15 protein-coding genes and 1 pseudogene are annotated in these 22,747 nt (G+C 63.9%); 10 read left to right on the forward strand and 6 right to left on the reverse strand.

All coding sequences use genetic code 11. The features are described 5' to 3' along the window. Window positions 1–131 precede the first annotated feature (131 nt). From RND64_RS06205 to RND64_RS06225, 5 genes and pseudogenes are all read left to right on the forward strand, one after another. Window positions 132–1,226, forward strand: a complete 1,095-nt coding sequence (locus RND64_RS06205) for a zinc-binding dehydrogenase (RefSeq protein WP_331436509.1) — start codon at window positions 132–134, stop codon at window positions 1,224–1,226. Between the two features lie 27 nt (window positions 1,227–1,253). Beyond that, entirely contained in the window at window positions 1,254–2,609 is a 1,356-nt protein-coding gene (locus RND64_RS06210) for an MFS transporter (RefSeq protein WP_270483102.1), read from the forward strand. Window positions 2,610–2,682: 73 nt separating this feature from the next. Next, window positions 2,683–3,927 (forward strand): acyl-CoA dehydrogenase family protein, encoded by a 1,245-nt coding sequence (locus RND64_RS06215; protein ID WP_270483101.1) that lies wholly within the window; start codon window positions 2,683–2,685, stop codon window positions 3,925–3,927. Window positions 3,928–4,150: 223 nt separating this feature from the next. Further along, window positions 4,151–4,986: pseudogene (gene purU / locus RND64_RS06220) on the forward strand (formyltetrahydrofolate deformylase). Window positions 4,987–5,082: 96 nt separating this feature from the next. Then, the gene (locus tag RND64_RS06225; protein WP_331436510.1) at window positions 5,083–5,868 is read left to right on the forward strand and encodes an MFS transporter; all 786 of its coding nucleotides are present in this window, start codon (window positions 5,083–5,085) and stop codon (window positions 5,866–5,868) included. Here the strand turns inward: RND64_RS06225 and RND64_RS06230 are convergent. The 6 genes from RND64_RS06230 to RND64_RS06255 all read right to left on the reverse strand — a co-directional run bounded on the left by RND64_RS06230 (window position 5,811) and on the right by RND64_RS06255 (window position 14,237). Then, a complete protein-coding gene (locus RND64_RS06230; RefSeq protein WP_331436511.1) occupies window positions 5,811–7,337 on the reverse strand; it encodes an amidase in 1,527 nt (508 codons plus the stop codon). The genes RND64_RS06225 and RND64_RS06230 overlap by 58 nt on opposite strands. Beyond that, window positions 7,334–8,617, reverse strand: coding sequence for a M20 family metallo-hydrolase (locus tag RND64_RS06235; protein ID WP_331436512.1), 1,284 nt, complete (start codon window positions 8,615–8,617; stop codon window positions 7,334–7,336). Before RND64_RS06235 ends, RND64_RS06230 begins: the two co-directional genes overlap by 4 nt. 49 nt (window positions 8,618–8,666) lie before the next feature. Then, entirely contained in the window at window positions 8,667–10,034 is a 1,368-nt protein-coding gene (locus tag RND64_RS06240; RefSeq protein WP_331436513.1) for an MFS transporter, read from the reverse strand. A 267-nt stretch (window positions 10,035–10,301) separates the two neighbouring features. Next, window positions 10,302–11,216 carry a LysR family transcriptional regulator gene (locus RND64_RS06245; RefSeq protein ID WP_331436514.1) on the reverse strand — a complete coding sequence of 305 codons (915 nt, stop codon included), beginning with the start codon at window positions 11,214–11,216 and terminating at the stop codon, window positions 10,302–10,304. Between the two features lie 115 nt (window positions 11,217–11,331). Next, window positions 11,332–12,711, reverse strand: coding sequence for an aspartate aminotransferase family protein (locus tag RND64_RS06250; protein WP_331436515.1), 1,380 nt, complete (start codon window positions 12,709–12,711; stop codon window positions 11,332–11,334). Window positions 12,712–12,743: 32 nt separating this feature from the next. Then, entirely contained in the window at window positions 12,744–14,237 is a 1,494-nt protein-coding gene (locus tag RND64_RS06255) for a CoA-acylating methylmalonate-semialdehyde dehydrogenase (RefSeq protein ID WP_331436516.1), read from the reverse strand. Between the two features lie 157 nt (window positions 14,238–14,394). Between RND64_RS06255 and RND64_RS06260 the strand changes: the two genes are divergently transcribed. The 5 genes from RND64_RS06260 (at window position 14,395) to RND64_RS06280 (ending at window position 22,726) form a co-directional block, all read left to right on the forward strand. Beyond that, a complete protein-coding gene (locus tag RND64_RS06260; RefSeq protein WP_331436517.1) occupies window positions 14,395–16,017 on the forward strand; it encodes a PucR family transcriptional regulator in 1,623 nt (540 codons plus the stop codon). A 156-nt stretch (window positions 16,018–16,173) separates the two neighbouring features. Next, on the forward strand, window positions 16,174–16,872 hold the full coding sequence (locus tag RND64_RS06265) for a YceI family protein (protein ID WP_049699771.1): 699 nt from the start codon (window positions 16,174–16,176) through the stop codon (window positions 16,870–16,872). Between the two features lie 606 nt (window positions 16,873–17,478). After that, window positions 17,479–19,092, forward strand: coding sequence for an ABC transporter substrate-binding protein (locus RND64_RS06270; RefSeq protein WP_270483086.1), 1,614 nt, complete (start codon window positions 17,479–17,481; stop codon window positions 19,090–19,092). Beyond that, window positions 19,089–20,054 (forward strand): ABC transporter permease, encoded by a 966-nt coding sequence (locus RND64_RS06275; protein WP_049699769.1) that lies wholly within the window; start codon window positions 19,089–19,091, stop codon window positions 20,052–20,054. Before RND64_RS06270 ends, RND64_RS06275 begins: the two co-directional genes overlap by 4 nt. Next, entirely contained in the window at window positions 20,051–22,726 is a 2,676-nt protein-coding gene (locus RND64_RS06280; RefSeq protein WP_331436518.1) for a dipeptide ABC transporter ATP-binding protein, read from the forward strand. The genes RND64_RS06275 and RND64_RS06280 overlap by 4 nt, the downstream gene beginning before the upstream one ends. The last annotated feature ends 21 nt before the right edge of the window (window positions 22,727–22,747 follow it).

The raw sequence follows: 22,747 nt of genomic DNA on the forward strand, positions 1-22,747 counted from the left end.
CGGCGGTCGACAACAGCTTCGTCGGCCATGCCCCTTTACACGATCATCATATTGTCATACATTTTTCCTGTGAGCCAGGCCATAGCGCACCGCTTCGGTTCACCAATCCCGTTCCCACTCCGAGGAGTCTTATGAAGGCCGCAGTGCTCACTGCCATCGCAGAGCCGTTCGTCGTCGAAGATCTCGAATACCATCCACCCGAACCGGGACGCGTGCTTGTTCGTACCCACGCCACCCCCTTCTGCTCCACCGACTGCACGAACTGGGCGGGCAAGTTCGGAAAGGTGCCTCCGGTCATTCTTGGGCACGCCTCGATCGGAGAGGTGGTGGAGATCGGTTCCGAGGTGCGCGGCGTGTCTGTGGGACAGCGGGTGCTCGTCCCCGGTACTCCCGAGTGCGGAACGTGCTATTACTGTGCCGTCGGACGCCCGGATCAGTGCTCGGAGCTATTCGACAATCCGCGGGGCTATCCGGTTGTTGCCACCGACGCCTCGGGCACCGATATCCGTGCCTCCGGCAACGTCGGTGGTTATGCGGAGATGATGAACATCTCGGCAAATCAGGTCTTCGTCATCGAGTCGGACCTTCCCTCAGAAGTGTTGTCACTCATGGGATGCGGAATCATGACCGGCCTGGGTTCGGTGTTCAACGCCGCGCGGGTAACGCCGGGGGAGAGCGTCAGCGTCGTTGGTGTCGGGCACCTCGGTCTGTGGGCCGTGCAGGCCGCCCGGCTGGCCGGCGCGTCGCAGATCTTCGCGATCGACCCGATCGTCGAACGGCGCGAACTGGCCGCTCAGCTCGGAGCCACTCACGTGCTCGACCCGACGACAGAAGACGTTCTCGACGAGGTGCGCAGTGCCACCGGTGGACGGGGCAGCGATCATGCCATCGAAGCCGCGGGTCCGGCCGCATCGCAGGAACTGGCAGTGTCGCTCGCGCGGCGAGCAGGCACCGTCGTGCTCAACGGGGTCAAGGAGTTGGGTACCACGGTGACGTTGACGCAGACCACGATCGCCGTCCAGGGTCGCACCATCATCAGCACTCAAAACGGCAATGTCCGGATGCGCCGCGATCTGCCGCGCTATGTGTCGCTGCTTGAATCCGGCGGCCTCGACGCAGGCCCCATCATCACCAATCGCTATCCACTCGAAAAGATCAACGACGCCATGCAGGCCTCTCGAGAACTGCGGGACATCAGTGGACTACTCGTATTCGATCCGTCCTGATATCCATACTTGCACAAGGAATTACACATGACCTCACCCTCTGTCAGCCCACGTCGGATTTCCCCTGTGCGCGTCGGCGCGGCCAGCCTCATCGGCACCACTGTCGAGTACTACGACTTCGCCATCTACGGCTTGGCCGCCGCATTGGTGTTTCCACACGTGTTCTTTGCTGACAACGATCCGTTCGTGGCTACCATCCTGGCGTTGGGCACCTTCGCCGTCGGCTTTATCGCTCGACCGCTCGGTGGACTCTTCTTCGGCCACTACGGCGACCGAATCGGACGAAAGCGCATGCTGGTGTTGTCGCTGTTCCTCATGGGCGTGGCGACTGTGCTCATCGGCCTGCTGCCGAGCACTGACCGGATTGGTGCGCTCGCTCCGGTTTTGCTGGTGCTCTTGCGTTTTGCCCAGGGTTTCGCCTTCGGCGGTGAGTGGGGTGGCGCCATCCTGATGGCTTACGAATCGGCACCAGAGACGCGCCGCGGGCTGTTCGCAGCTCTGCCGCAGACCGGTCCCGCCGCTGGAATCCTGTTGGGCAACATAGCTTTTCTTGCCGTCGCAACTCTGCCGGACGATCAGCTCTACTCATGGGGATGGCGAATTCCGTTCCTGTGCAGCGGTATCCTCGTGATCGTCGGACTGGCGATCCGGGCCGGCATCGGCGAATCGCTCGACTTCGAAAAGGCCAAGGAGAAGGGGCAGACCACCTCCGCACCGATCCTTCGAGCCTTCCGTACCAGCACACCCTCCATTCTTCTCGTCGTCGGCGCCTTCCTCGGCTTCGGAAGTCTCTCCCTTATCGCCATCAATTTCCTGGTCAGCTACGGCACCAGCGATTCGGTCGGGTTCAGCAGGTCGGAGATTCTGGCCGCGGTGCTGATCGCGAACGCGGCTCAATTGGTAACCACGCCGTTCGGCGGTGTGTTGGTCGACCGGATCGGGATGGCGCGAGTGATGACGATCAGCATCAGCGGATGTATTGTCGCCGCGGCGTTCCTGATCTACGCGGTGTCTACCGGAAATCTGGTACTGACGACCATCGGCTACCTCGTCTGCATGAGTGGTTTCTTCAGCATCGGATATGCGGCACAGGGTTCGCTGTTTGCCTCAGCATTCTCGCCCGACGTCCGATACACCGGCATGTCGCTAGGGTTCCAACTCTCCAACGTATTGGGAAGCGCGATCAGTCCGATCGTCGCGACCGTGCTGGTCCGAGAGACCGGGTCTGTCTACTCGGTGATCCTGTATGTCACTGTGGTGCTTATCATTTCGGGTATTTGCACCGCTCTGCTGCTGGTACGCCGCCGGCGGGCCGACACTGGCGGACCTGTGTCTCCGGTCGCGGGTGATGTGAGCGATCGGCGGACAACCGAGCCCGCCTGAGGGGCGTCCCTGATGCCTGGCGAGAACGATCTCTAAAATGTATGATCGTATGACAATTACCGAGGAGATTTTCATGACAGACACTCTGTTTCCCTCTGCAACCCTGCCGCAGTCGAAAGATCGGGCCCGGGCCGACGACCTGGTGGCGCGTGCTCGTGACCTGCGTCCAAGGCTGCGTAAGCTCCAGACAGAGCACGAGGCGCTGGGCGGGTACTCCGAGGAAATCCATTCCGAGTTGCTGGAGCACGGTTTCTACCACGCTTTGATGCCCTCCCGATACGGCGGACTCGAACTGGAAATCGACGACTTCTTCCGCATCGGCATCGAGATCTCCCGCGGAGATCCCGGCGTCGGCTGGTCGTACATACTTGGTGCAGGTCACTCGTTCCATGTGGCGTCGTTCTTTTCTGAGGCAGGCCAAGACGAGCTCTTCGGTTCAGGGCCCTTCATCGCGCCCGGCCGGACTGTGCCGTCGGGTAAAGCGGTAGCCGCAGACGGTGGTTACAGACTGTCCGGCCGGTGGGACTATTGCTCCGGGTCGATGTGGTCCACGCACGCGTTGGTGGTAGCCCCGGCAACCGATGCCCACGGCGTGATGACCGGCATGCGCATGTTCGCGTTGCCTCGCACCGACTACACGATTCTCGACGACTGGGGTGGTGACCGCACAATCGGGATGCGGGCATCGAGTTCGCACTCGATCGAGGCAACCGATGTGTTCGTACCCGAGCACCTGTCGGTGCACTACGAGTTTCGCGAACACGAGTTGGGCACCGACGGCACCATCGGCTATCAGTTGCACGGCAACCCGATGTATCTCGGCCGCACCATGCTTTACTTCAACGCCGAACTCATTGCCACTCAGATCGGTGCAGCGTGGGCAGCGGTCGACGAGTACGAGGAACTCATGCAGGCAAAGGCGTCCAGCTTCCCGCCCCGGATCCCGCGATCGGAGGCACCGGAGTACCACCGCTGGTTCGGAAAGATGCTGGCGCTGACCGACGGTGCCGAGGCGATGTTCCTCGGAGGAGTTCGGCAGTATGCCGAACTCGGTCGGCTGTGGGCGCACACAGGACGTGACTTCACCCCTGAAGAGGACGGGCGACTTCGCGCAGTCGTGCAGCAGGCTGCGCAACTGGCCAACGACGCCGTCGAGTTGGCATTCACCACGGCAGGAAGCACCGCAGCCAAACGCGGTTCGGCGCTGGAGAAGTACTACCGGGACGTCGCGATGTACAAGACGCACATTGCCGCGCAATGGGACGTCACATACGGCGCACTGGCTCGGTATCACCTGGGAGCCCCGCTGACCTTCTGATCTTGTCCGATGGCACTGACGGCCCACTGCGCTCCCACCAACTCATATTGGCGCTGTCGCCTTCCCGAGGAGTAAGTGCATGACCCACGACACCGATTCTGCAGCCAGCCCGGCATCAACCCGCGCGTGCTGCTCGGGGTTGCCGCCCCAGGACCGCCTCACCTTGTCGACCGGCAGTCTCGATACCGCGGGCAGTTGTCGTTCCGCGGACGCAGGACGGTTGATGGTGCGTGCCGCAGCTGATCGGCCAGGACTGGTGGGAGCCGTCGGTGATTTCCTCGGTCGGCGGGGGCCAACATCACGACTCTGGATCAATACTCGACGGCGGGCGAGTTCGGAGTCTTTTTCCAACGCACCGAGTTCGAGCTCCCTGGTTTGGTCGACAGCATCGACGAGTTGGCTTCCGACTTCGAGCACGAAGTGGCCGGTCCGCTCGATCTGACGTTCCGCGTGGTGGAGGCGGCACGACGTAAGCGAACCGCGATCATGGTCTCCCGGTATGACCACTGCCTGATGGACCTGCTGTGGCGGGCGCGTCGAGGGGAACTCGACATTGATGTGTCGATGGTGATCTCCAACCACCCCGACCTGGAAGAATCCGTTGCCCAATTCGGGGTGCCGTTCGAACACATTCCGGTCCCGCGTGGAGGGAAAGCTGCCGCGGAACTGTCGCAACTCAGTCTCCTGGCCGAGAAAGTGGATCTGGTCGTGCTCGCCCGGTACATGCAGATCATCTCGGCAGACTTCCTTGAGCAGTTGCGATGTCCGGTGATCAACATCCATCACTCCTTCCTGCCGGCATTTGTTGGCGCTGACCCGTATCGGCGGGCCAAAGAGCGCGGAGTCAAGCTTGTCGGGGCAACCGCACACTATGTGACCGCCGATCTGGATGAGGGTCCCATCATTGACCAGGACGTCGTGCGCGTGTCGCACCGCGACGACACCACCGAACTCGCGCGCCGCGGCGCGGATGTGGAACGTCTCGTATTGTCTCGCGCGGTGGCGCTTCACGCCGCCGACCGGGTTGCACGACTTGGCAATTCGACGATCGTCTTCTGAGTAGAGGTGTCGGTGGGCTGATTGGTTGAGCGCCACCGGGCCCCGCCCTCGTGGTAGCTCCGCCCCAGCCCAGTCACGGCCCGTAGAGTCGGACATATGCCCCGCAAAGACGCTTCGTCCCAGCTGACCGCGCCGCTGGCGTGGACCGTGCTCATTCTGTCGGTCGCCCAGGCCATGGCCGTGATCATCCCGCTCGCCCTGTTCGGTGGAGAGCCCAACGACGACGGCGTCGACCTGTTGATCAGTCCCGCCGGCTATGCCTTCGCGATCTGGGCCGTCATCTACGTGTTGTCGGCCGTGACCGGCTACATCTTCGTCCGAGGGCTCGACTCGGGCACGCAATACGGCAAACGCCTCGCCGTCGATCTCGCCATTGCCTGTGGTGCGGCGGCGCTGTGGCTGATCGTGTCGGCAGCCTCGATCGACTGGCTGCCCTCGATCCTGCTCACCGTCATTGCGATCGCATTGCTCGACGCCGCGCGCATCGCGGCACTTACGGTCGAAAGCCCTTCTTCGACAACCACTCTCGTCCGCATCACGATCGGCATCTACGCGGGGTGGGCAACCGCCGCGGTGTTCGTCAACTGGGCATCAGACATCGCACGCAGCGGCGCGGCCGACGAGTCGTCGGCCGGTTGGCAACTCGTCGTCCTGATCGTCGCCGCACTCGTCGCTGTCACCGTCACCTACCTCTACGGCAGCGCGCTTCCAGCGCTCCCCATCACCCTTGCGTGGGCGCTGTTGGCTATCGCTGTGAACGCGTGGTCGGATTCGACGCCGATCGCGGTTACCGCCGTCGTGGGCATTGTCGCTGTGGCACTGGCCTATTGGGCGTCGACGCGGCGGACTTCCGTCTCAGAGGGTGCGCTGTCGCGAACCTGAGCCTCCCGCCACGACGGAACTCCCAGGGCATCTTCGACTGCTCTGCCCAACCGGAACGGCATGACTTCGTCGAGTGGCTTGCCTACCAACTGAACCCCGATCGGCACGCCGTCGGTTGCGATACCTGCGGGGACCGCTAGTACCGGGCAGCGGTTCGCGACGTTGAACGGACTTGTCAGATGCGCCTGCCAATAGTGTTGCAGGTGAACGGGAGTCGCGTCGGGGCCGACGACCTCGATGCCGTCGAGATAGTTGCCATCCGCGGCAAGGGATGTCACAGCAGAAACCGGGCACAACAGCGCGTCGACGTCGGCCATCGCGGAGGCGAGTTGCGCCTGCAGCCGTGCGTCGGCGGCTACCGAGTCGAGGTATGAGAGTCGTTGCGCGGCAGCCTCGGCGTCGCGTATGAACTGCTCGGTGTAGGCGGCGACGGGCCGTCCGCCAGCCGTTTCGGCGCGCATCGCGGGAGCGAGTAGGTGGCCGAAGTGGGCGAAGATGGTCTCTCTGATCTCGTCGCTACGCCACGGGAGCGTCACGTCAATGATTTCTGCGCCTCGTTGCCGCAGCGCTTCCGCTGCGCGGAGGGTGGCGGAAGCGACGTCGGGATGAACATCGAAGTCGCCCAACGTGATACTGATGCCGACGCGTACCCCATCAAGAGAAGTATGCGTATCCAGTGTGTCGGCAAGCTGCCCGCTGCCGCCCCAACTGAAGTGATCGCTGTGATGGTGGCCGGACATGACATCGGCCAGCAGGGCGGTGTCGTCGACGGTGCGCGCCATCGGGCCGTCGCCACGATAGGTGTCGGCGCTCAGGGGCGGCGCCCCGGGGATGCGCCCGTACGGTGCCTTATAGCCGACGGTTCCGGTGAAACCTGCTGGGATTCGGGTTGATCCGGCGATATCGCTTGCTGTGGCTAGAGTGGCCATGCCTGCCGCAAGTGCGGCACCGGCGCCACCCGACGAACCGCCGGGGGAAGCCGCAAGGTTGTAGGGGTTACGAGTGACGCCCCACATCGGAGAATGTGTGACGGTCGCGCAACTGAATTCGGGAGATGTAGTCCGCGCGTGGATGATTCCACCGGCTGCACGAATGCGCGCGACGATCGGGTGATCGGCGTCGGCGATACGACCGCGGTGCGCTGCAAGACCTTGCTCGAGAGTGCGTCCGGCCAGCGCGTGCTTCTCCTTGGTGGCGACTGGAATCCCGAACAACGGTGGCAGTCGATCGCCACGACGACGCGCTACATGGAGCCGCTCCGTCGCAGTAGCCGCTTGACTGGTTGCCTCGTCGTCGGGGACCTCGGTGAAAGCGTTGATGCCAGTTGCGCGGTCTCCGTTGACATCACGAATGCGCGCCAGCGTCGACGCCATCACCTCGCTCGGTGTGAAGTCGCCGCTGAGATAACCGACGCGCATCTGTGCTGCCGAGAGATCACAGAGACTCGTCGTCGACACCGCGGTGCTCATGCGTGCGCTCCCGGCATCCCTGCTGCAACGCCGTCGAGTGCGCCTTCGGTGAGGCGGCGGACGACGCCCGTAAGTGCCTCGACACCAGCCAACATGTCTGCGTCAGTGGTGAATTCGCGCTCGCAGTGGGAGACGCCGTCGACCGACGGGACAAACATCATCACCGTGGGAACGATGCGGTTCATGGCCACCGAATCATGTCCCGCCATGGTCCGGAGGCGTCGAACGCTCAGTCCGGCGTCGGCAGCGACCTTCTCGGCGAGTTCGAGGCCGGCCTCGGGGTAGTACTGGATCTCACGGATATCGACGTCGTTGACCTCGATGCGAACGTCGTATCGCTCAGCTACCGCCGCGATGTCACGAAGCAGACTGTCGCGCGCGGCGAGTACGTCGGCTTTGCGTTCCGCACGCAGATCGGCGACCAACGTCACGAGTCGTGGCACGACGATAGGCGAGTTGGGCTCAAGGGTGAGTTGACCGACGGACGAGACGAGCGACTCGGGCTCGGCCACACTCGTCACCTTGTGGACGAGCAGAACCACTTCACTTGCGGCAACCAGAGCATCCCTGCGATCAGCCATCGCAGTGGCGCCGGTGTGCGACTGTTCTCCGACGACACGAATGTCGAGTTTCTGAGTGTGCCAACTGAAGTCGACGGCGCCGAGGCTGATCTGCTCGCGTTCGAGAATGCGGCCCTGCTCGATGTGGATCTCGGCATAGGCGACGGCCTCCGGGCGGGGATCGTCGCCCAGCGCCCCGATGTTTCCCATCGCCTCGCGGACGGTGATTCCGGCGAGGTCGGTGACCGCCAGCATCTCCTCCTGGTCCATCAGTCCGGCGAAGACCGAACTACCCATGATCGACGGGGCAAACCGGCCGCCCTCCTCGTTGAACCAGTCGACCACGGCGACGTTGTACCGGGGCTGTGCGCCGCCAGCCGTCACCTCCCGCTGCAGACGCTCGGCGGCATGCAGCGCAGCAATGACACCGTAGGCACCGTCGAAGCGCCCACCGAGTGGTTGAGAATCGAGGTGCGATCCGACGAGCACGTACGGAGCACCGGGCGCGAACTCGATGAGAGCGAAGAGATTTCCGATCCCGTCGCGACGCACGTCCCAACCGCGCTGCTCGGCGAATTCGGTGAACCAAGCGCGAACGCGCTTGTCCTCCAGAGTTCCGGCTTGACGTTCGACGCCGCCGCCGTCAGTGGCCCCGATGGTCGCGACGTGATGAAAGTCGACGAGGAAGGACTCGTTGGTACTCGAATCATTGGTACTCATCTGTCAAAACTCCTGTAACTGCGTGGAAAGCGTTGCTGGCGCGGCGGTTCTACAGTGCCGCGTGCCGGGTCTCCGGGACGCGCGTTGCGATGATCACTGCCAGGACGACGGCGGCCGCGATGGCCATGTACACGCCGGGCGCGGCGTCGAATCCCGTCGACCCCACGAGCCACGTGCCGACGAACGGCGCGGTCCCGCCGAAGAGGGCATAGCCGGTGTTGTAACTGATTGCGGCGCTGGTGAATCGGGTGCGGGTGGTGAATGCCTCGACGAAGAAGGTGTAGCAACCTCCGCCGTAGATCGTGAGCGGGATGACGAACAGCATCTGTCCAGCGATCGCCATCGCCAGGGAGCCGCTGGTCACCATGGCGAAACACGGCACCGCCAAGATGGCGATCGAGATGGTGCCCGCGATGAGCATCGGCCGACGGCCGAACCTGTCGCCGAGCATGCCGGTGAGCGGGAGCATCAGTGTGTAGAGCGACATCGCGGCGGCGTTGGCGATCAACGATTGCTGCTGGGAGAGTCCTCCGGTCGTCTTCACATAGGTGACGAAGTAGCCGGACAGGAAGTAGAAGCCCATCGCGGTCAGACCCATCACGAACACAACCTGAACCATGCGAAGTCCGTTCTCGCGGAATGCTTCACGGATCGGCGACGACTCGCGGTGCTCAACGTTCGCCAGTGTCTCCTTGAACGCATCGGACTCTTCGGTGCGAAGACGAATCCACAACCCGAAGACTGCCAGCGGCGCGGCCAGCAGGAACGGGATGCGCCATCCCCAGGACTCGAATGCGTCGGAACCCATGGCGGCGGTGAGTCCGAGGATCAACGCGCCGCCGAAGACGGACGGCAGTGCTGTTGCAGCGATCGTCGTATTCAGCCACTTTCCGCGATGCGCAGTCGGGGCGTGCTCATAGGTGAAGGTCGGTGCGCCGACCGACTCGCCACCGGCAGAGAACCCCTGGAGCAGTCGACACAGCACGAGCAGAATCGGTGCGGCGACACCTATCTGCTCGTACGTGGGCAGCAACCCGATGAGCGCCGTCGCGCCACCGATGGTGAGCAACGTGACGAACAGGACGTTCTTGCGCCCCACGCGGTCGCCGAGAGCGCCGAAGAACAGACCGCCGAGCGGCCGGATCACAAACGCCGCCGCGAACGTGGCGAACGTCGCGAGTAGACCGGTGAGATCGTTCGACGACGGGAAGAAGTGATGGGCGAGAACGACTGCCGACAACCCGTACAGGGTGAAGTCGTAGAACTCGATGAACTGACCGATCGCACCACCAGCGAGAACGCGTCGCTGCAGCGGGGTTGCGGGTTGAGATTTGCCGTTGACGTCCATCTCCGCTGTCGCGGCTGATGACTGTGCCGGAGCCTCGGTGTTCGTCGAGGGCGTCTGGGTGGAATTCATATCGGTCACGCTAGGGACGCACCATTGCCGAACGTTGGCACTCGTGTTGCAAGACGAGCACGTGGTGTGTTTCTGATGTGCGACGGACCTCGCGCACAGGTCCGAGCAGGTAACACAGTGGTCATCGGTATTGCCTTCCTCTGCGCCTCGATCGGCGATCTGCCAAGCGAATCGGGTTCGCTCGAGGGTGCTGCACCATAGAGTGCGTGACCCGGATCACGTAACTCAAGCGAATCTTTTCGTTTGCTGCCATCGACAAAATCGATATCAAAGGTCGACGCCGTAGAGCTGCCGGCACACAGCGGCAAACGCCTGGGCACGTCGTGTCGGGGTGCCGAGTGACGGGAACAGCAGAACGACCTTGATCGGCGGCAGGTCTTCGACGATCCGCAATGGAACCACTGAACCGCCGGAGTACGTGAGGTCGTGGTGCAGGCGCTGGTTCAGAATCGAATAACCGTGTCCCCGTGACACAAACGACCGCACGGTCTCGTAACCGCTGGCCCGGTGCCTCACACGCGGGGTGAGTCCGAGCTGACGGAAGAGGGCGAGGAAGTAGTCGCGCGAGTGGGGAACGTCGTAGAGCACAAACGGGTCGGCTTCGAGGTCGCGCAGTGACACCTCGCCGAACGAGTTGGCAGCTGCGGGATGATCGGCAGCGACAATGACATGTGGGGCAACGGTTTCCACCACCTGCGACTCGGCGTCGACTGCGACACCGAGGTCGTACATGAGAGCTACCTCGCAGCGTCCCTGCGCCAGCGCGAGCCTCAGGCCCTCCTGGTCGGCCTCGAAGAATCGCACATGGACTTTGGGGTAGGCGCGCTCGAACGCCTGCAGAATGACCGGTGCGCGAAAGGGTGCAAGCGGTGCGAATATCCCGACCGTCATCTCACCTTCGAGTTCGGCGTCTTCATCTCGAACGGCGGCCAGGAGCGTGCTTGCGTCTTCGAGGAATCCGAGCGCACGAGACCTGAGTCGACGCCCCGCAGGCGTCAGCTCCAGGCCGCGACGAGCGAGCCGGAGGAAAAGGGGTTGCCCCACTTCGTGTTCGAGTTGTGCGATCGCCGCGGACACCGTCGATTGCGTGACGGACAGCGACTGCGCGGCCGCCGTCATGCTGCCGGCCTCGGCGACAGCCATGAAGTACCGCAGCTGCGTCAGGGTGAAGTCATTCGACACCGCTGGCTCCTAATGTTGTGGCCCGCACCGGCTCGATAACGCGACACAACCCGGTGCCGACGGCGTGTGCCGGAACCGGGTTGTGTCACGCTCGTGCGAGCGCAGAGGGTGCCTGTCACAACGCCGCGTCGGCGACCTCCAGCGCGGCGTCGAGGATGGCAAGTCCTTCGCGGGCCTCGTCGTCGGAGATGGTGCACGGCGGGCAGACGTGGATGCGGTTGAAGTTCGCGAACGGCAGCATTCCACTCGATTTGCATGCCGCGATCACCTTGTTCATGGCATCGCTGCTCGCGCCGTAGGGGGCGAGTGGCTCGCGAGTTTCTGAGTCCTTGACCAATTCGACGGCCCAGAAGACGCCTGCACCGCGGACCTCGCCGACGCTGGGATGCCGCTGCGCGATCCGCTCGAGTTCGGGGCCGATCACCTCGGCGCCGATTCGTGCGGCATTCTCGACCATTCCCTCGTCGGCCATCGCGTTGATCGTCGCGACAGCGGCCGCGGTGGCGAGCGGGTGACCCGAGTAGGTCAGGCCGCCGGGGTACGGGGTCTCGGCGAAAGTTGCTGCGATGTGCGGACTTATCGCGACGCCACCGAGCGGGACGTAGCCGGAGTTGACGCCCTTGGCGAAGGTCAGCAGGTCCGGGACGATCGGGCCCTGCTCGTCGTCGCCGTGCTCGATTGCGAACCACTTGCCTGAGCGTCCGAACCCGGCCATCACCTCGTCGGCGATGAAGACGATGCCGTACCGGTCGCAGATCTCCCGCACACCGCGCAGGTAGCCGGGCGGCGGAATCATGATGCCCGCGGTGCCGGGAATGGTCTCCAGGATGATCGCCGCGATCTGAGACGGACCTTCCATGCGGATGGTCTCTTCCAGGTGGTCGAGAGCGCGTTCACACTCCTGCTCCTGCGTTGTCGCATGAAACCGCGAGCGGTACAGGAACGGCCCGAAGAAGTGCACGACGCCTGCGTCGCCGTAGTCGTTGGGCCAGCGTCGTGGATCGCCCGTCAGGTTCACCGCGGTGTCGGTGCCGCCGTGATAAGAGCGGTAGCGCGACAATACTTTTCGACGACCCGTGTGCAAGCGGGCCATGCGAACCGCGTGCTCGTTGGCGTCGGCGCCGCCGTTGGTGAAGAAGACCTGATTCAACTCACCGGGAGTGCGCTCGGCGATGAGCCGTGCGGCCTCTGAGCGCGCATCGTTGACGTGTGCAGGCGCGACGGTGCACAACTTGGCGGCCTGCTCCGCGATCGCGGCGACGACCTTGGGGTGCTGGTGGCCGATGTTGGTGTTGACCATCTGCGAGGAGAAGTCGAGAAGGCGATTACCTTCGCCGTCCCACACGTAGCACCCGTCGGTGGCGGTGATCGTCATCGGGTTGAGCTTCGCCTGCGCCGACCACGAGTGGAAGACGTGCTTGCGGTCGAGTTCGTAGGCACGCTTCGCCGCGTCGAGATCGATGGCGGGCGTCGTGCGTTCAGACTGAATGGTCATATGCGGCAATCCGTTTCGGTACTCGGTGAAGCTCAGGCGTTCTGGGGGAATCCGAGGTTGATTCCGCCGTGGCTGGGGTCGAGCCAGCGGGTGGTGATGGCTTTGGTGCGTGTGAAGAAGTGTATTCCCTCGGTGCCGTGGGCGTGGCTGTCGCCGAAGAGGGAGGCCTTCCAGCCGCCAAAGCTGTAGTAGGCCGTGGGGACGGGAATGGGGACGTTGATGCCGACCATGCCGACTTCGACTTCGTTGCCGAAGCGTCGGGCTGCGCCGCCGTCGTTGGTGAAGATCGCGGTGCCGTTGCCGTAGGGGTTGTTGTTGATGAGGTCGAGCGCTTCGTCGTAGGTGTCGACGCGGACGACCGACAGGACGGGCCCGAAGATTTCGTCGGTGTAGATGCTCATGTCGGGGGTGACGTTGTCGAAAAGTGTTGGGCCGAGCCAGAAGCCGTCGGCTCCGCCGTCAGCCTTGACGGTGCGGCCGTCGAGAACGACGGTGGCTCCGGCTTTTTCGCCTGCGTCGACGTAGCCGGCGACTTTGTCGCGGTGGGCTTTGGTGACCAGGGGTCCCATGTCGGCGTTGGTGGTGCCGTCGCCGGTGACGATGGTGGTGGCGCGTTCGGTGATCTTGGCGACGAGGTCGTCGGCGATGTCTCCGACGGCGACGGCGACGCTGATGGCCATGCAGCGTTCGCCTGCGGAGCCGAAGCCTGCGTTGACCATGGCGTCAGCGGCGAGGTCGAGGTCGGCGTCGGGCAGGATGATGGCGTGGTTCTTGGCGCCGCCGAGGGCCTGGACGCGTTTACCGTTGGCGGTTCCGGTGGCGTAGACGTACTGCGCGATGGGGGTGGAGCCGACGAAGCTGACGGCCTTGACGCTCTTGTTGGTGAGCAGTTCGTCGACGGCGGTCTTGTCGCCCTGTAGGACGTTGAACACGCCGTCGGGCAGGCCTGCCTCTTTCCAGAGTTCGGCGAGCCAGATCGATGCGCTGGGGTCTTTTTCCGACGGCTTGAGGACGACGGTGTTGCCTGCGGCGATGGCGATGGGGAAGAACCACATGGGGACCATGGCGGGGAAGTTGAAGGGGCTGATGATGGCGACGGGTCCGAGTGGCTGGTGTACGGAGTGGATGTCGACGTTGGTCGAGGCGTTCTCGGTGTAGCCGCCCTTGAGCAGATGCGGGATGCCGCAGGCGAATTCGACGACTTCCTGGCCGCGGCTGATCTCACCGAGCGCGTCGGAGAGCACCTTGCCGTGTTCGGCGGTGATGATGGCTGCCAGCTCTTCCTTGCGCTCGTTTAGAAGTTCGCGGAAGCGGAACAGCACCGCGGTGCGCTTGGCCAGTGACGTGTCGCGCCATTCGGGGAATGCGTCGGCGGCCGCGGCGATGACCGTGCGCGCATCCTCGACAGACGCCAAGGCCACATTCGCGGTCACGACGCCGGTTGCCGGGTTGGTCACGGGCGCCGTCGCCGACGAATCCCCGGCGAACGCCTTGCCGTCACACCAGTGCTGCACGATGGCTGTCATCAGAACTCCTCCACAAGAACGGAATTTGGCACGCGACTCCACAGTGGGCAGAGTCGTCGCGCGAGTACCTCCCAGTCTGGTGCAGAACGCAGAGTTTGGCGCGCTACACTCTGTCAGTGAAATTCGAGCGGGATTTACACCTCGTAAAGCTCTGCGGATGACTCTGACAGTCGGCGACGTCATCGATCTGCCGGTGATCCGCGATGGGCTCCCCGACGTGCTGAGCGCGGCGGGCGTCGAGCGCACGGTGAGGTGGGTTCACGTCAGCGACGTCGGCGATCTCGGGCACCTGCTCGAGGGCGGCGAACTCGTCCTGACCACGGGCGATGCTCTGCGACGTGACCCGCGACGTTACCTCGAGAATCTCGCTCGGGCGGGTGCGCTCGGGGTGATCGCCGAGTTCGACGATTCGTCGGCCATACCGTCGGAGATCGGGCCGGTGGCCGTCGAGCTGGGTTTGACGGCAGTGGTGTTGCGCAGGGAGATCAAGTTCGTCGAGGTGACCGAACAGGTTCACCGCAGCCTGGTTGCCGAACAGTATGCCGCCGTGGAGTTCGCGCACCGAACGCACGAGACTTTCACGCAGCTCACCATACGACGTGCGTCGCCAGCGGAGATCACGAACAGTGTTGCGGCGCTGCTTGATTCACCAGTGGTGTTGGAGAATCTGCAGCATCATGCGGTGGCGTCGGCCGGAGCTCCGGCGGCTTCACTGCTTCACGACTGGGAACGCCGTTCGCGGCTACACGCATCCGACGTCGCGACGACTGAGGTTTCCGATCACGCACCGTGGAGAGTCGTCGACGTCGGTCGCGGCGACGACCACTGGGCCAGGCTGATCGTCCCCGAATCGCACGCCGAGCAACAGCGAACGGCGATGGTGCTCGAGCGCGCCGCACAGGCGCTCGTGATGCATCGGATGGCCGAGCGTGGCCGCCTCGACATCGAGCGGCAAGCACAGGCAGGGCTCGTCGACGACGTTCTGCAAGAACGCATTCGAGACGAAGGCGAGGTGGCGGCGCGAGCGTTCGCGCTCGGCCTGCGCGAAGCCAACGAGTACGTGCCGATCTCGGTGCGAGTGCCCGGCTGGCCGGCGAGTGACGATCCGATCTCCACACGACGTCGCACCGCGCAGTTGCTCGACGTCGTGGTGCGGGTTGTCGGCGCGCAGGGACACAGCGCGCTCTTCTCCGTGCGAGGCGACGGGGAGATCCTTGTAGTGCTCGCGTTGACGACGGCACGTGGCAGGTCGCGTCAACACGCACTGGACACTCTCGCCGCCGCCACACGGCGCGACGTGGAGCGAACCGTCGGCCATGCAGGTGCCGTTCTTGGTCTGGGCGCGCCCGGACGACAGGTGATGTCGACGATTCACACGCTGCTACAGGCGTCGCAGGTTGCCGAGGTCGCTGCCGGAATGCCGACGTCGGAGCGTGCCGTATTCGGAGTGCAGGACATCGGAATTCGAGGATTGATCTCGTTGCTACGCGACGATCCGCGATTACAGCGGTTCGCCGAATCCGAACTACGCGACCTCGTGCTCGACGACATCAACACCGGCGGTGACCTGCTCGACGTCTTGCGCGGTTACGTGCAGCACGTCGGCAACAAGTCGGCACTCGCTTCCCGTCTACACATGAGTAGACCGTCGTTGTATGCGAAGCTTGCGCGCATCGAGCGGATACTCGGCGTCGATCTCTCCGACGGCGAGTCCGTCACCTCGCTGCACGTCGCTCTTCTTATTCTCGACGGGCGATCACAGGGAGCCGCAACTCTTTAGCTGCGAGAAGCTTTCCGGACTGCGGTCCGTTTTGCAATGTAGTTTTGTACGAATTTTCAGGCGATCGTAAGAAATCGGTGGTGAGGTAAGCCTTATGAAACCTCCAGAGACGATCACCGACCCGAACCACTCCTCCACGATCGGGGAGGTTGCACGATGAAGCGACGCTACCTGTGGTGGGGGCTCGGAACGCTTGTCGTTCTCATTGTTGTCGTCGTCGCGGCAGGCCCGTGGGCGTACTCCAAGTGGATTGCGGGCGACGCCGACGAGGAACTCAAGCTCCCGACGTCGACGCAGGCGGCATCGGAAAGCGTCGACGGCGCATGGACGATCGTGCCCGGCCCGTCTGCCGACGCGACCCGAACGCAGGCGGGATATCGAGTGGACGAGACGCTGCGTGGGCAACCCGTCACGGTGAACGGCCGCACGACATCCGTGACCGGCACGGCGACCGTGGCGTCGTCGAAGTTGGAGAACGCAGAGATCACGGTCGACGTCGCGTCCATCACCAGTCCGGAATCGATGCGCGACAACCGGTTCCGCGGTGAGTCGATCATGGACACCGACAGGTATCCGACCGCAACGTGGAAACTGACTCAGCCGGTTGATATTTCGTCCGTCCCCGAATCTGGCCAGCCGCAGGCTGTGCAGGCAACCGGCGACATCACCATCAAGGGAGTGACCAAGTCGGTCACGACGACCCTCAACATCCAGCGATCCGGAGCGTCGGTGATCGTGCAGGGATCGATACCCGTCACCTGGACCGACTTCGGCGTCACCCCACCGTCACTGGGCTTCGTCGAGGTGGAGAAGACCGGCAGCATCGAGTTCCTGGTGAACCTCGAGAAGAAGTGAGCGGTGGTCTCGACAGGCTCGACCAGCGGGGGCGCTCGACCCTTTCCGCTGGTTGAGCCGGCCGCGAGCGTAGCGAGCTGCCGAGTCGAAACCACTTCCGCGGGGGAGTGGTCTCGACAAGCTCGGCCAGCGGTGGCGGCTCGACCCCTCCGCTGGTTGAGCTGGCCGCGAGCGTAGCGAGCTGCCGAGTCGAAACCACTTGTCCGCGTGGGAGTGGTCTCGACAGGCTCGACCAGCGGGTGTTGCTCGGCTGGCGGTGGTCTCGACAAGCTCGACTAGCGGGAAACGCTCGACCCTTTCCGCTGGTTGAGCCGGCCGCGAGCGTAGCGAGCAGCCGAGTCGAAACCACTTGTCGGCATGGGGTGGTCTCGACAAGCTCGACCAGCGGGAAACGCTCGACCGGCGGTGGTCTCGACAAGCTCGACCATCGGTGGGGCGGCGCTCGACCAGCGGTGTGTAGCTCGACCAGCGTAGGGGCGCTCGGCCAGCGGCGAGTGGCAGCGCCTGACACGCGGGGCGCCCCTTACGCTTGCGAACTTTCGGTAAGCGCGGCAGACTCCAACACGGACCACAGCGTCGCCGCGGCGCGGGAGGGATCGCGATCGGATGACCGACGAGCGCCAGCAGAGCAGGTCATCGCCGTCGGTCTCGTCGATTCCGCTGAATCGTCGTCGGTTCTTCGCTTTGAGTGCTGCGGCGGGCGCTGGTGCGTTCGGAATATCTGCGCTGAGCGCCTGCTCGTCCGGGTCGGGTTCGGGATTAGCTGGTTCTGCCAACACAATTCGGGCAGCGATCGCCGGTGAGCCCGATCAACTCGATCCTCACAAGACCTCCGCCTACTTCTCCTTCGAGGTACTCGAGAACGTCTTCGACACTCTCGTCGAACCCAACGAAAAGCTCGAGATGGTCCCTGCGCTCGCACAAAGCTGGCAGGTCAATCCCGAAGAGACGCAATATGTTTTCACGCTGCGCCCGAACGTCCGGTGGCACACCGGTGAGCCGCTGACCGCATCCGACGTCGTATACTCCTATCGGCGGATCATCGACGGTGAGCTCTCGGCGTCGTGGCGGTTCGACAACGTCGCCACCATCACGGCACCCGACGATGCACACGTCGTGATCACCACCCGCACGCCGAGTCCCAACCTGCTCAGCAGTATTGGCGGTTTCAAAGGGCTCGCCATCGTCAACAAGCGCAACGTCGAGTCGGGCCAGATCCTGACGCGTCCAATCGGCACCGGACCGTTCTCATTCGAATCACGTTCGCCCGCAACGTCGATCGTGCTCAAGGCCAACCCCGGCCACTGGTCGGGCGGACCACACGTCGACGGTGTTGCCTTCAGCTTCATCTCCCAGGGGACGACCGCTGTCTCGTCGCTGCGGTCTGGCGAGGTCGACTGGACTGACGCCATCCCCGCGCAGCAACTGCGCATCCTCGACAGCGACGACGAAATCAACGTCGGGACCGTGACCGCCAACGATTACTGGTACGTCGCAATGAACTTCGCACGCAAGCCGTTCGACGACCGACGCGTGCGGCAGGCGGTGGCCTACGCGATCGACCGCAAATCCATCGCGCAGGTCGTCGGATACGGCACGGCGACACCGAATCAACTGGCGATTCCTAAGACCAGTCCGTGGTTCACACCCTATGACCGATTCACCGCCGGTCTGGATAGGGCTGCCGCGGTGGACAAGTCGCGGTCACTCCTCCGCGATGCCGGTCATTCGTCATTGTCGATGGGTCTGATGGTCTCCACCGAGTATCCCGAAACCGTTACGGCCGCACAGGTCATCGCGTCGAATCTCGCCGACGCGGGTATCAAGGTCACCATCGAGCAACTCGACTTCGGCGTCTGGCTCGATCGCCAATCCGCCGGTCAATTCGACTCGTTGCTGATGGGCTGGCTCGGAAACATCGACCCCGACGATTACTACTACGCGCAGCATCATTCGGCTGGAACGTCGAACTCGCAGAAGTACTCCAATCCGGAGGTCGATCGGCTCCTCGACGCCGGACGTACCGAACTCGACGTCGGTCGTCGCAAACAGATCTACGCCGACGTCTCGTCGCGGATCGCCGACGATGTCAGCTACCTCTATCTCTACAACCCGTCCGCCACACAGGCGTTCTCGAAGTCGGTGCGCGACTACACCGTGCGAGCCGACAAGGCCGTCCGATTCCGCAACGCCCGACTCGACAGGGGAGGTGCGTCATGAGTGACTTCGGTTGGCCGCTCATCAGGTTCATCCTGATCCGACTGCTCTACACCGTCCTCGTCTTGATCGGTGTGACGATCGCGGTGTTCTTCCTGATGCAGATCGTTCCCGGTGACCCGGTCAAGATCGCGCTGGGTACCCGCTACACGCCCGAATCCTATGCGGCACTGCGTAGTGCGTCTGGGCTCGATCAGCCGTTGTTCACCCAGCTCATCCACTATATCGGGAATGCTGCGACCGGAGACCTGGGCGTCAGCTTCCGCAACAATGAACCGGTCACTCAGATGTTGATGGACCGACTGCCCGCGACGATCGCCCTCGCGGTGGCGGCCATCCTCGTGGCGCTGGTGATCGCGATTCCGTTCGGTACGTGGGCAGCGTTGCGCGAGGGTCGCGCTGCGGACAACACAATTCGCGTCGTCTCGCAGTTCGGTATCTCGGTGCCTGACTTCTGGATGGGCATTCTGCTCATCGCACTGTTCTCGACTTCCCTCGGCTGGCTGCCGTCATCGGGATATCGTTCGCTCGCAGACGGATTCGTGCCGTGGATATCTCACCTGGTGCTGCCGGCGATCACCGTCGGCGTCGTCACCGGCGCCATCATGACCCGATACGTTCGCGCCGCCGTCCTCGAGGTGGCGAACGCGCCGTACGTCACCACCGCGGAGTCCAAGGGGCTGAGCCGTAGACGAATCATGGTGTCGCACATCGGCCGCAACGCATTGGTCCCCGTGCTCACCATCTCGGGTATCCAGCTCGCAGGCCTGCTCGGCGGCGTGATCGTGGTCGAAGTGGTCTTCGCCTGGCCTGGCCTGGGGCGACTCGTCTACGACTCCGTTGCCGCACGCGACTATCCGATGCTGCAGGGGGCGATTCTGCTCATCGCAGCGATCTTCCTCATCATCAATCTGATCGTGGACATCCTCTACGCCGTCATCGATCCGAGGATTCGGTTGTCATGAGCGAGCTACCCGAGCCAAGACGCACCGCACAGACCGCGCTCGACGACGCGGGCGAACCGACCTCCGCAGGTACCGGCAGCACCGACTCGGCGTGGCGACTGCTGCTGCGCAACAAGGCGTCGGTGGTCGGCATCGTCGTCATCCTCGTGATGGTCGTCCTGGCGATCTTCGGTTCGTTCATCGCCCCGTACGGCGCCAACGACATCGACGTCCCGAATGCGCTGCAGGCACCCGATTTCTCGCATCTGTTCGGCACCGACGACCTCGGCCGCGACGTGTTCTCCCGGGTGGTCCTTGCGGCGGCGGTGAGTATGCGTGTCGCCGTGATCGCCGTGGCGATCTCGTTGGTCGCGGGCGTGATCATCGGCATGGTGTCGGGGTTCGCGGGCGGAATCACCGACACCGTGCTGATGCGGGTGATCGACGTCATCTTCTCGTTCCCGGTGATGTTGCTGGCGTTGGCGATCGTCGCGATCCTCGGCCCGGGCGTCACGTCGGCGACCATCGCGATAGGCATCGTCTACATCCCGATCTTCGCCCGTGTCGCGCGAGCCGACACCCTGCGCGTTCGCGAAACACAATTCGTGCAGGCCGCCCGCACGATGGGTGTGTCGACGCCCCGCATCCTGTTCGGCCATGTGCTGCCGAACATCTCGGGTCCCGTCGTGGTGCAGACGTCGATCTCGTTGGCCTTCGCCATCTTGTCGGAGGCGGCCCTGTCGTTCCTCGGACTCGGAGTTCAACCACCCGAACCCTCCTGGGGCCGCATGCTGTACGACGCCCAGGGCTTCCTCACCACGGCCTGGTGGATGGGTGTGTTCCCGGGCCTGGCGATCCTCGTGACCGTCTTCGCCTTCAACCTGCTCGGCGACGGCGTGCGCGACGTCCTCGACCCTCGGCAACGAACTCTGTTGCGGAATCGGGGGAAAGCGGGTCGACGCCCCGCCACCCGCAGCACGAAGGCGGCGACTACCGAAGCGGCACAGGCAACGTCGGACCCCGCGGCGCACGACGAAGACCGGCGAACCGACCCGGTCTTCTCCGTCTCACAGCTCGTCGTCGGCGTCGGTCCGCGGGAGATCGTGCACGGCATCGACTTTGCCGTGGCCAAGGGCGAAACCCTGGGCATCGTCGGCGAGAGCGGCTCGGGCAAATCGCTGTCAGTACTGTCGGCGACGGGGTTGTTCCACGCACCGAGCTCGTACGTCGACGGATCGTCGACTCTCGCTGGCACACAGGTGATAGGCGCCTCCCGCGCGGTTCTGCAGTCCCTGCACGGGGCGCGCGTGGGATTCGTGTTCCAGGACCCGTCGTCGAGCCTGAATCCGTTGCTCACCATCGAACAACAACTGACCGAGGGTCCGCGTCGGCACCTCGGATTGAGCCATGCACAAGCCCGCGAACGTGCGGTGCAGTTGCTGACGGACGTCAACCTCCCCGACCCCGAGAGTCGTCTGCGTGCCTACCCGCATCAACTGTCCGGCGGTCAACGGCAACGCGTGATGATCGCGATCGCGCTCTCCTGCGATCCCGACGTCCTCGTCGCCGACGAGGCGACCACCGCGCTCGACGTCACGACGCAGGCCCAGATCATCGATCTCGTCGCGCGGCTGCAGCGCGAGCGAGGCATGGCGGTGGTGTGGATCAGCCACGACCTGGGGGTGATCGGACGGATCGCCGACCGCGTCGTCGTTCTCCGGCAGGGCGAGGTCGTCGAAACCGGCGACGTCGCAGAGATATTCGCCAATCCGCAGCACGAGTACACCCGCGAGCTGTTGGCGTCGCGTCCGCTGTTGTCGAAGGTCGACGATCGTGACGACACCGACCTCGAGTCCGAAAAAGATACCGCCACAACACCTCTCGTCAGCATCTCCGACCTGGACGTGAGGTTCGCGGTACGGACCTCGACCGGTCGTGATGTGGTGCACGCGGTCAGCGATGTCAGCCTCGACGTCGCACGCGGAACGACACTGGGCATCGTCGGCGAATCGGGGTCGGGCAAGTCGACGATCGCGGGCGTCCTCACCGGATTGACCACCACCGGCCACGGCACGGTGGTTCGCGGCAGCGCACGAATCAATGTGGAGGACAAGGAGATCGACGCCGTCGGCGTGCACGGTGCTGAGCAGAAGGCGCTGCGTCGACGGGTTGCCATGGTGTTCCAGGACCCGGGCGCCTCACTCGACCCGCGGATGACCGTCGTCTCATCGATCGGCGAGGCGCTACGCGCGCACAATCTGGTATCGGGTAAGGACGCATTGCGGAGTCGCGCAACGCAATTGCTCGACGACGTCAGTCTGGACAGTTCGTACCTCGACCGTTATCCGCACGAGCTCTCCGGCGGTCAGCGGCAACGTGTCTGCCTCGCCCGCGCACTCGCGTCCGACCCCGAGCTGCTGATCCTCGACGAGTCGACGGCCTCGCTCGACGTGACGGTGCAGGCGTCGGTTCTCGATCTGCTCGCCGAACTTCAGCGCGAGCGCGGGCTGACGTACCTGTTCATCGCACACGACCTCGCCGTCGTCGAGCAGATCAGCGACACGGTGGCTGTGATGGAGAAGGGGCGGGTCGTCGAGACCGGCCCGGCGTCGAAGATCCTGCACCACCCGGAGAGCGATTACACCAAGAAGCTTTTGGCCGCCATCCCGCCGGAGACGCCTGCGAGGGCCTGAGTTACGGGAGACGAGCGACCG

It is taken from the genome of Gordonia sp. w5E2, assembly GCF_036540975.1.
Lineage (GTDB): Bacteria > Actinomycetota > Actinomycetes > Mycobacteriales > Mycobacteriaceae > Gordonia > Gordonia jacobaea.